This is a genomic window from Bariatricus sp. HCP28S3_A4, assembly GCF_052066395.1.
GTDB lineage: Bacteria > Bacillota > Clostridia > Lachnospirales > Lachnospiraceae > Allocoprococcus.
On record NZ_JBQHSE010000008.1, the window covers coordinates 100,906 to 110,481 of the forward strand.

A 9,576-nucleotide genomic window follows, 5' to 3' on the forward strand; every position below is an offset into this window, starting at 1 on the left:
CTCCCTGTATTTTTATATATTTTGCTTTATAATCCGGGTAATGATTCCTACTGCCACATTCCTTTCTTCATCTATATGAGTCACTACAAAGGACACGTTATCTTTCTTACCAACGGTACGGCTGTCATAGCAGGAATGGGCAATGGCATTGACTCCAATAGAGAGCCGGACAAATACGGTACCTTTGTGAATGTCTTCTACAGTGCCGGCATATTTGCCCTGGACTTTACATTTCTTCATATTTTCTTTGCTGGTATTGCCTTCCACACTTTTTACATCTGCCCGGACAGTGATATGTGCCAGATTTTCTGCATTTACTTCCAGTATGCGTACCAGGATATGGTCACCGACATGAAAGCGTTCTCTGGCGTCGCCGAGCCAGTCGAAAGAAAGGTCACGGGCAAGGATGGATGTTTCCACTCCAAAGATTTCAGCACGTACCACTTTTTCTGCAACTGCAACGACTCTTGCCTGCACGACACGGTCTTCGTGTACCTTTGGGGTACCGTTTGCATCTTTCTCCAGATAGAAAATCTGCCGTTTCTTCAGCATGGCTTCTTTACGGCTTGCTACAATGCTGCGCGTCTTCGCATCCAGTCCTTTTACAATAAAATCAATCTCACAGCCGAGCATATTGTTGAGAATCTTATTCTGGCGTAGGGACAGTTCCCCGTAATCATGGGCATCATCCTGTACCAGATTGATCATCATTTCTGTCACTGGAATGACAGTCCGGAAATCTTTGTAGTAAATAATTGCGATCAGGTTGCCGGTTTCCGTTTTTTCAATTCCGCCGAACATACCAGTCAGGATCTTCCTGGTACGGTATGCGTTCTGGATCTCATGCCAGATCAGATCCGCCTTTGACTGGGCAGTTTCCAATACGGTATCGGAATCAAGAGTTAATACAGTAGTGTTGGTAATCATTTCGTTTGACATAAATGTTCTCCTTTCGTTTATGACATGATGGAATTTTTATCTAAAGGAACCATTTCAGACGAATTTTGCCAGTCATCTTTTAATAGATCTTTTGGAAAGTCATCATAATCTGGTTCCTGATAGACGGGGTCCTGAATCGGGAGGACCGATTCTTTTGTCTTTTTTGATGGTGTATATGCACGTCGTTTCTGAGATTTTGCTTGTGGCTTTGGGAGGTAGTCATATTCTTCTGTCTGTCCATTTTCTCGCCATTTTGGAATATGTTCCGATGCTTTTCTTGTGACAAGCTTTTTGGCATCCGGATGCAGGGTATAATCATATTTTTCTACTTTCAAAACCTTTTGCCCGCGTAGAATGACCAGAGCGGTATCCAGTGGAAGACGGAGAATTTCATCTGGGGTTAAAAGTTTACGTTTTCCAATGGATTGGGTTTTTCTGTATTCCGGAGAATAGTCAGATACCCGCCAGGTATTGAGTTGCTTTGCTTCAGAACTGACACCTACGGTAATATCGCCGGATCGAGAACTTATGAATTCTGCAGTGACCTCATCTGTACACCCTAAAAATAATTGGGTATCACAATTCCCGATGATTTCCTGCCATTGGTTATATGGATAACGGTTCTGCATCTGGGGCAGGTTCTGAAAGATACAGGAAATGCTTAGTCCCCTTGATCGGCAGACGCTGATCTTTTTGTTCAGTTCCAGAATGGCACCTGTATTGGCAAGCTCGTCTGCCAGGATATGAACTGGGACCGGCAAACGCCCATTTTTACCATGCTTATCTGCAAATCGTACCAGTTTGATGAATACGAAAGTCATGAACAGGGATGACAGGAAGTCAAAGGCACTGTCCTGATCGGAAGTGATGCAGAAATATGCACATTTTTCTTTTCCCGGAAGTGTCAGGTCGATCTCATCATAAGATGTGATTTGTCGGATCAGTTTATTTTGAAAAACCTGCAGCCTGGCACCCAGACCGATGATTACGCCGGATCTTACTGTATCACTTGCCTGCTTATAGATGCAGTAAGGCACTTTTGCCGGATGGGATACAGGCAACAGGTCAAAAAGACTATTTAGTTCCTTTTCGGAACTCAGTGTTAGCAATTTATAAACCTGACCGATATTTTTGGACTCTGGTGGAAATCCTTGTTCCACGTAAAGAACCAGTGCTTTTAAAAGATTTAATTCTGCATTATCCCAGAAATGATCCCCTTTGGCAGAACCGGTATTTTGAATGATGACATCCGAAAATACCTGGGCCATAGTTTCCTGACCGTCTATTTCCATCAGACAGTTCCAGGCATCTGAGTTTTCTGGGTTGACCAGATTGAAACACCGCACAGTATATCCTTCGTTCTCCAGATATCCTGCCATACTTTCATATAATTCTGATTTTGGATCGGTTATAATCAGGCTTTCTCCACGAGTAACGCATTGAAAAATCATATTCCTTGCATAAGCTCTGGATTTCATGGAACCACTAGCACCGTAAACTGCAACATTTCGATTCATGCGTGTTTCATAAGGAAGGCAAACCGCTTTTCCGTTTAGCTTGCCAAGAATTGTTCCCTTATTTTTCTTCACATGATCAGTTAGTTCCAGAACTTTGTGCATCTCATCTGGAGTCATGAATCCGGAAGTTCCATAGGTACCTTTGGTAGAGTAGTTTAGATTTCGCTCTTTATCAAAAATTTCGCCATTTCTGTCATATCCCATCCGCATCACTAAGAAAGTTAGTAGACCAAAGGCAAGAAGGCATAAAAAAATCCCATACAGGTTATATGGAAATCGTGTCAATGCCATAAGGCAGGCTTTTGGATGTAGGGAGGCTGTCTGTGGGTAAGTACCATTGCCAGCAAAGTTTCCGGCAGCACTCCAGGTTTGGTAGTTATAAATAAATTGTGCCACATAGCCGCCAGCATAGAGCGTGCAGAGGCAGATTGGAAGCAGATAGATGAGCTTCCACCATTTACGGTTCATGTAAAAACCCCCTTCTGAATTTGTTAAGGTCAATACTGGAGAATTGAATGTCTGCTGTGAGGTATTCTTTGAGAACCGGGATCTGGAAATCAAAACAGATCAGGTTTCCGTGTAGGCCGTAAACATTCAGTCCGGTATTGAATCGATTGATTCGCTGCATGTCAAAATCATAAGCAAGAAGTGCAGGGTTTCCATCTTTGGTTACTGCATCATGCTCCAGTGGTATTTCTTCCTGGCGAGCGTTCATATCCGATAGCAATAATTCGTTAAGCTGTTTTGTCATTGCCGGGTTTGCTAATAGCTGCATCAATGTTTCCCCCTGAAGATCGTTGGGAAGATAATGGAAATGTTCAAACGATGTGTCCAGCATAAAGAGGCTTCGCTTGTAGCCACCAGTGCTGGTCAGCAGTTTGAAAGCAGTTTCCATATTGTCACCAAGCATAATTGCACGAATTTTCGGATGTCCGGAGTAAGGATATCCCTGCAGATAATGCTGCAGAAATGCATTGAGGCGCACTTCAGTTTTATACTCCCACTTGAGGACTCCACTTCCGGTATTGTAGATGACGTAGATGCAATGGGATGCCATCAGGATTCCCATACTCCGCGAATTTTTGATTTTTGTTGTTGCCGCCCCAAGTTCTTTAATCTCTCTGGAAGAATAAAATAAAGGAAGGCTTCGCATATGGATGGAAGCAGCTTCGCGTTCCACAGAAAAAATATGTGGTTTTCCATCCGGATAAAATGGGATTCCGGCATGGAGCAACGTCAGGTATGTTTGTGCCTTCTGATGAAGACGGATGCGGCGTGACGGTTCGCTTCGGATAACATTAGTCTCAGTATTTCCACTTAGATAGCAGTGGAAGCGGTCAGGATAGTAGGCGAGGAGCAGTTCCTTGGAACGTTTGGTCAGTCGGTATCCTCTGAGTTTATCCTTATAGTGGGGGCGAATGAGCTTTTCAGCCTTCAGTTCAGTGATGATTTTTTCAGCATAAGAAGGACTTGTAAAAAGCCGATTCAGTTGATCCGAAGGAAATTCCCCACAGATTCCGATAAGTTCCAGCAGCCTGAATTTCTGAGTGTCTGGTCTTAGCAAATAAGTATCACCTCAATTCAATTATTACCGATGTTAGCCTGTACTTGGGTAAAATGGCTTTTGTCAGTTGGTAGAAAAAGCATGGAAATATAATGCTTCAATCCTCTTTTTACCTATGTCGGAAAAATTAGGTAAGAAAATCAGGAAATTTCCGATATGGTTTCCAATAGCTCTTTATGCGCTTTCACCCAATCCGGAAAGGCAGATTTTTTCATGATGTAGACAACTGTCGAATCTGCATTACCAAATTCTGTTGTATGATAGGAATCGCAGTACAATCCAGTATCGTCCAATAAAACGTAAGTTGCTATCGTATCCAGAATCTGCTTGAATTCCAGATTGTCATAGTCACGAACCCTTTGGCTGGAAAGAGTACGATTATAAATCTGGCTGAAGCAGACCACACAGTCTTTATACAGAGCCAAGTCGTGGCTTTTTACATATTCCTGCAGAGCATAATTCAAGGGCTCATGAAGAAATGCCATATTAGTGCGGACTTTTCTTTTGGGGAGAAGTCCTGGAAGGGTAATAGACAAAATCTCCTGTTCCTGTGAAATAGCGATTCCCTGTGCGTCTGCAGCAAGTTTTAGATAACTGTTCTTGCCAGAGAAATCATTGATATAGACCAGATTCCTGAGCTGGCAGGTGATACGTTCTGATCGTAAGGCAGCATCGGTGCTTAGTGCTTCATAATTTGCACCATATTTTTCAATGTCTGTAGTTTTCAAAGCAAAAAGGGTGTTTCTGAGCTTTTCTATTTCGCTTTCCACACCCTGTAATCTCTGAAATATGATTCGTGTATTTGCGTTCATAAAACCTCTTTCTTTTTGTAGTAGCTGACAGAGCCATCAGGGGTGACCATGCAGTAGGCAATCACACCATCAATTGTAAGTTTTCCCGCTTGTTTTTCCGATTCAATGATGATGATTCGTAATGCTTCTCTTGGAGGAATACTTTCAAACACATGATTCATCAACGCTTCCTGCCCATTAGCAACATAAATGATTTCATAGGTTTCATCATGGGAAAAGAAATGTAATTTAACGGGAAAATCACCACTGGTATGGTAGATGAGTGCCTTTTTAAAATCCAGCAGAACCCAGAAGGCAGCAATAGTTCCCATATCTGGTGAATTGGCAGACTCTTCAGTGTCACATAGTAAATGCTGTTCTTTATCATGGTAAATCCGCCCCTGTTTGGTCAAACTGGTGATGAGAGATTTGATAGAGTCTCTGTTTTTATCAAAAAGTTGCAGCACCTGTTCATAATGCAAGGCGTGATATGTAGTGAGAATCCGAAGAAGGGCTGCCCCTTCGCCTTTATATATCTGTTCTCGTGTTTTCATAGATGGTCTCCCTTCGTATTTGTAATTGTACGTATATCTATACGTACAGCCTGCGTATAGGATTCTGTGCGTATGGTGTACGTACAGATAGTGGCCTGCTGTCAGTACGGTTTTCGGGTACAAAAAAAGCACCGGTCAGGGTGCTGGTAAATAAGAAAACTATAAGCAATACTCATTTTAACATGGGTATTTTTTCCCTTCAATCGCATTAGCAGGCCAATACTATGCCATTTTCGTGACGATGGCTATTCTGGAAAAAATTGATTCAAAATTTCAATGGTTTCTTTCGCAGTAAAACCCCAGAGAATGGTACTCAGCGCTTCAATAGCTGCGTGACGTTTCCGGTAATAGGTACGGTAAGAAATATTGCTGATATGCGGTTCGAGCTTTTCAAGGATCTCATCCGTGTTTTTCAGTTCCTGTGGAGATAGGAATGCATAATAGAGAATCCAGTAATACTGTTCTCCGTGCTTATGATTGTTACGGAGAAGATCAACGGAAGAATCTAATAGCTTCAACATCTTGTTACTCCGCTCAATGCTTTTTGCCCTTTCTGCTATGTCAGTTCCGGATAATTCTACCCCTGCAGCATAAACGGAATCTAGAAAATCATCCACACTGGTTCCATATTCCATACGGAATTGCGCTTCTAACTGCCGGACCACTACCTTCAGGCTGTATGTGGCATCCCGGTATCTTCGCAGAAACTTGTAAGTGTCGTGGAAGCGGGGATCTTCTTCAGGAGTCGCATAGCTTTGTTTTTTGTTTCCAGCCATTCTATTCACCCCCTTTCGCAGTAGTCATATATGTTTCAGCAGGCAGGTTAACGGCAGGTTTTTCTTCTGGCATGACAGTCAGTTCAAACCGATATGCAGCTTTTCCGTAAGGACAGATAATATTTAGTGTATATTGATTAACTGTATCTATGCAGGCTGATAAAGGAGATAATATATACCTGGTTTTGGAGCATTCGCAACACGGAATCCCCTGTGTTTGCAGTAGTTCTGCGACTTTTTTGATGATAAATTTCATGTGAGAAACCGGAACGCAGGACTCATTTTCTGGAACGGTGATTTGTTCTTCCGTGACAGTTTCTGAAACGCAGACTTCTTCTTCGATTTCAGGTACGTGGATTGGCAGTTGCATGTTCATAGCGATTTCCTCCTTGTCTATCATTACATCACTGATGTCAAACATTACAGACAGGTAGTAGTTAAGATAGATTATGCTACCATGTTTGCCTTTGAAACTAACAAGAGTGATGAAGTTTAACTCTTCAAATTTTTTTAAGATACGTGATATAGTGGTTTTTGAATGTCCCCAACGTTCTCCAAGAGACTGGAAGCTGGTCAGGGGATTGCCTGTATTATTTCGGTAATAAACAACAGGCGCAGAGAAAGAGCCTTGCACGGTTGGATCATTGTATATAGCATGAATCCACATATCCAGTAACATATCCATCTCTGAGCATTTCCCCAGGCTGATAAGTTCATGGACTTTTGCAATAGGGAAAAAGAAAAATCCATCATCCTTTTTGCAGGGACAGTTGTATTCCAGAACGGTATTGTCCTTTGCCCAGTCAGTGATCTTAAATTTTACGATTTTCTTATTTCCAAGAAGAGAGTATGTAATACAATTTTGCTTCTCCAATAAATCCAGGATAGAGACTGCCTGATGCTGGAACCGGCAGCGAAACCATGTCTGAAGATCGGAAAGAGTACAGATCCATTCGCCGGGACCTATCATGTAGGTAATATTCTCCATTCGCCGATAAGACGAGCGGTAATTGGCATAGGAGCAAAGAACGATATAGTAAAAAAGAAAAGAGCCTCCGTTTGTGCGGATGCTCTTGTCAGCAACAAGTGATCGTATAAAATCTCTGTAGATTCTGCAACGTGGGAAATCCACAATTTGTTTTAATTCTAATTGATAGTCCATAAAATAACCTCACATTCTAAAAAGGTATTGAAGTACCTCCGGATACGATTCTTTGATAGTGAATCAGGTGTACCTCATTGCATTTCTATTGCATTTTTGATATCTTTTCATACTATTTCAAACTATCCAATATTGCCTGAAAATGGCTTAAAATCGTTGATTTTGCTTTATATTGCTTACCGTCAAACTGGAGTTTGAGTAGCTTGAAAAATCGCGGAAAAGCCCATAAATAAAGGCTTTGCGGGGTGTCGAAAAGACCAAATGGAGTGCAAATGGAGTTTAAAAATTATTTTTTTCTCTTGTTTATATTCCAGATTCACCTGCAAATTTCGTGAAATCGGTTATTCTCATAAAATAAAATTAGAGTAAATATGAAGAACAGTTTGTTTTGATTGAAGTGATTTTCGTCAAGGCAGACTGTTTTTTTGTTGCCTGCATTTAGAAAACAGATACCACAGAAAGGTTCTTTACTTTCGATGAGCTTAAACTCCATGACACAGTAATCACACTGATGGAGAATTAAAAAACAAGAAAATTTGATAAATTTCGGAAAATGATGTCCGATTTTGCATCTGCCAGTACAGAGTATATGAAGAGATAAATATTCAAAACACAGGAGGTACTGATTATGCAGAATAAATTATTTTTAAAGGCAGCCGATATATGTGAACTTCTGGAAGTAAAACAGACATCGGCTTATGAAATCATCGGAAATCTGAACAAGGAACTGGAAGAACAGGGCTACCTGACGCTTAGAGGAAAAGTTCCGACAAAGTATTTTGTGAAGCGTTTCTACGGAGTAGAAGATACTTGTGAGATTCCACAGGAAGAGGGAAAGGAATGGTTTCATGCGTAAGAGAAAAATGTATTTATCAGTGGAAGACATTGCAGAACTCTTTGGATTATCAGTTTCGTTTGCTTACCGGGTAGTGGAAAGAATGAATGCCGATCTGGCAAGCAAGAACTATTATGTGATTCTCGGTCGGGTGCCAACCCGCTATGTAGAGGACAAGATCTATGGTCTGGAACATGTTGAGCAGTATTTGAAGGAGGATAAAGCGGTATGAGTATGATGCAGGAAAAAATGTATATGGATGTGGATGATGTGTGTGCAATTCTTGGAGTTTCAAAAACTTATGCATATAGTCTGATGCGAGAATACAACAAAGAATTGAAGGCAAAAGGCTATATTGTAGTAGCTGGAAAAATCTCTACGAAATTCCTGGCAGAAAAGATTTATGGCATGAAAGTCGAGGATTAGCAATGGGGGTTTACAAAGAAGGAAAAAACTGGAAAGTACAGGTCTATTACAAAGACTGGCAGGGAAATCGGAAAAGAAAACAGAAAAGAGGATTCAGGACCAAGGGTGAAGCTAAGGAATGGGAAAGAGATTTCCTGCAACAGCAGAGCCAGGGTGTGGATATTGAATTTGGAAATTTTCTGGAGATTTATTACAAAGATATGGATGTCCGTCTTAGAGAAAACACTATGTACACGAAGCGATATATTATTGACCTGAAAATCAAGCCTTATTTTGAAAAGAAGATTCTCAGTGAAATTACGGTGGCAGACGTCCGTGCATGGCAGAATGAGTTGCTGACGTATAAGGATAAGAATGGAAAAGGATATTCTCCTACTTATCTGAAAACAGTGAACTGCCAGCTGACTGCAATCTTCAATTATGCAATGCGGTATTATAACCTGCAGGATAATCCCTGCAGGAAGGCAGGAGCGATTGGCAAGAGTAAAGGAGAACCGAAGGACTTCTGGATGCAGGAAGAGTTCAATGCTTTTCTGGAAACAGTAAGTGATAAGCCGGAGACAAGAATGGCGTTTCTTTTGTTGTACTGGACCGGAATGCGTATCGGTGAATTGCTTGCACTTACTTATAATGACATCAATCTTGAAGAGAAAACCATATCAATCAATAAATCTTATCAGAGACTGAAAGGAAAGGATATGATCACGCAGCCGAAAACTCCAAAGAGTATCCGTGTGATTACGATGCCGGATTTTCTTGCAGAGGAATTTAGGGAGTATTGCAGTCATTTGTATGGAATTATGAAAAAGGAAAGACTTTTTCGGTTTACCAAATCGCATATGGAACATTGTATGGCTACCGGAATCGAGCGGTCTGGTGTAAAGCGGATACGACTTCATGATCTCCGATATCCAAACTTAAATAAAATCCAAACCTTTTGCAGATGGCGCAGGAAATGCGGTACATAACACCTGAAAAGGTTTGGATTTTATTTTCATCCTTTCTTTCGGAC

The 9,576-nt window shown here is 41.2% G+C and carries 11 protein-coding genes; 4 read left to right on the forward strand and 7 right to left on the reverse strand.

What is annotated here, in order from left to right; translation table 11 throughout:
* Positions 1–12: 12 nt before the first annotated feature.
* The 7 genes from ACTNBF_RS06230 to ACTNBF_RS06260 all read right to left on the reverse strand — a co-directional run bounded on the left by ACTNBF_RS06230 (position 13) and on the right by ACTNBF_RS06260 (position 7,303).
* Positions 13–939, reverse strand: coding sequence for a S1 RNA-binding domain-containing protein (locus ACTNBF_RS06230; protein ID WP_427738664.1), 927 nt, complete (start codon positions 937–939; stop codon positions 13–15).
* Between the two features lie 17 nt (positions 940–956).
* The gene (locus ACTNBF_RS06235; RefSeq protein ID WP_427738665.1) at positions 957–2,924 is read right to left on the reverse strand and encodes a VirD4-like conjugal transfer protein, CD1115 family; all 1,968 of its coding nucleotides are present in this window, start codon (positions 2,922–2,924) and stop codon (positions 957–959) included.
* Positions 2,914–4,020 carry a hypothetical protein gene (locus tag ACTNBF_RS06240; RefSeq protein ID WP_427738666.1) on the reverse strand — a complete coding sequence of 369 codons (1,107 nt, stop codon included), beginning with the start codon at positions 4,018–4,020 and terminating at the stop codon, positions 2,914–2,916. The genes ACTNBF_RS06235 and ACTNBF_RS06240 overlap by 11 nt, the downstream gene beginning before the upstream one ends.
* A 140-nt stretch (positions 4,021–4,160) precedes the next feature.
* Positions 4,161–4,832, reverse strand: a complete 672-nt coding sequence (locus ACTNBF_RS06245; RefSeq protein ID WP_427738667.1) for a DUF6100 family protein — start codon at positions 4,830–4,832, stop codon at positions 4,161–4,163.
* Complete coding sequence (locus ACTNBF_RS06250; protein WP_288859629.1) at positions 4,829–5,365, reverse strand: DUF5697 family protein; 537 nt, start codon at positions 5,363–5,365, stop codon at positions 4,829–4,831. Before ACTNBF_RS06250 ends, ACTNBF_RS06245 begins: the two co-directional genes overlap by 4 nt.
* A 245-nt stretch (positions 5,366–5,610) precedes the next feature.
* The gene (locus ACTNBF_RS06255) at positions 5,611–6,141 is read right to left on the reverse strand and encodes a hypothetical protein (protein WP_288859631.1); all 531 of its coding nucleotides are present in this window, start codon (positions 6,139–6,141) and stop codon (positions 5,611–5,613) included.
* Between the two features lies 1 nt (position 6,142).
* Positions 6,143–7,303 carry a MarR family transcriptional regulator gene (locus ACTNBF_RS06260; protein ID WP_427738668.1) on the reverse strand — a complete coding sequence of 387 codons (1,161 nt, stop codon included), beginning with the start codon at positions 7,301–7,303 and terminating at the stop codon, positions 6,143–6,145.
* A gap of 628 nt (positions 7,304–7,931) precedes the next feature.
* Here ACTNBF_RS06260 and ACTNBF_RS06265 point away from each other — a divergent pair.
* From ACTNBF_RS06265 to ACTNBF_RS06280, 4 genes are read left to right on the forward strand one after another with little or no spacing between them, the layout of a single operon-like run.
* Positions 7,932–8,159: a hypothetical protein gene (locus ACTNBF_RS06265; RefSeq protein ID WP_008705329.1), complete on the forward strand. Its 228-nt coding sequence runs from the start codon at positions 7,932–7,934 to the stop codon at positions 8,157–8,159.
* On the forward strand, positions 8,152–8,370 hold the full coding sequence (locus ACTNBF_RS06270) for a hypothetical protein (RefSeq protein WP_008393122.1): 219 nt from the start codon (positions 8,152–8,154) through the stop codon (positions 8,368–8,370). The genes ACTNBF_RS06265 and ACTNBF_RS06270 overlap by 8 nt, the downstream gene beginning before the upstream one ends.
* Entirely contained in the window at positions 8,367–8,564 is a 198-nt protein-coding gene (locus tag ACTNBF_RS06275) for a hypothetical protein (protein WP_024853999.1), read from the forward strand. Before ACTNBF_RS06270 ends, ACTNBF_RS06275 begins: the two co-directional genes overlap by 4 nt.
* 2 nt (positions 8,565–8,566) lie before the next feature.
* Positions 8,567–9,532: an Arm DNA-binding domain-containing protein gene (locus ACTNBF_RS06280; protein WP_441088908.1), complete on the forward strand. Its 966-nt coding sequence runs from the start codon at positions 8,567–8,569 to the stop codon at positions 9,530–9,532.
* Positions 9,533–9,576 lie beyond the last annotated feature (44 nt).

Bases quoted from the DNA above. Each gene is read 5' to 3' on its own strand.
- ACTNBF_RS06230 (WP_427738664.1), bottom strand. From the start codon at position 939: ATGTCAAACGAAATGATTACCAACACTACTGTATTAACTCTTGATTCC.
- ACTNBF_RS06235 (WP_427738665.1), bottom strand. From the start codon at position 2,924: ATGAACCGTAAATGGTGGAAGCTCATCTATCTGCTTCCAATCTGCCTC.
- ACTNBF_RS06245 (WP_427738667.1), bottom strand. From the start codon at position 4,832: ATGAACGCAAATACACGAATCATATTTCAGAGATTACAGGGTGTGGAA.
- ACTNBF_RS06250 (WP_288859629.1), bottom strand. From the start codon at position 5,365: ATGAAAACACGAGAACAGATATATAAAGGCGAAGGGGCAGCCCTTCTT.
- ACTNBF_RS06255 (WP_288859631.1), bottom strand. From the start codon at position 6,141: ATGGCTGGAAACAAAAAACAAAGCTATGCGACTCCTGAAGAAGATCCC.
- ACTNBF_RS06260 (WP_427738668.1), bottom strand. From the start codon at position 7,303: ATGGACTATCAATTAGAATTAAAACAAATTGTGGATTTCCCACGTTGC.
- ACTNBF_RS06265 (WP_008705329.1), top strand. From the start codon at position 7,932: ATGCAGAATAAATTATTTTTAAAGGCAGCCGATATATGTGAACTTCTG.
- ACTNBF_RS06270 (WP_008393122.1), top strand. From the start codon at position 8,152: ATGCGTAAGAGAAAAATGTATTTATCAGTGGAAGACATTGCAGAACTC.
- ACTNBF_RS06275 (WP_024853999.1), top strand. From the start codon at position 8,367: ATGAGTATGATGCAGGAAAAAATGTATATGGATGTGGATGATGTGTGT.
- ACTNBF_RS06280 (WP_441088908.1), top strand. From the start codon at position 8,567: ATGGGGGTTTACAAAGAAGGAAAAAACTGGAAAGTACAGGTCTATTAC.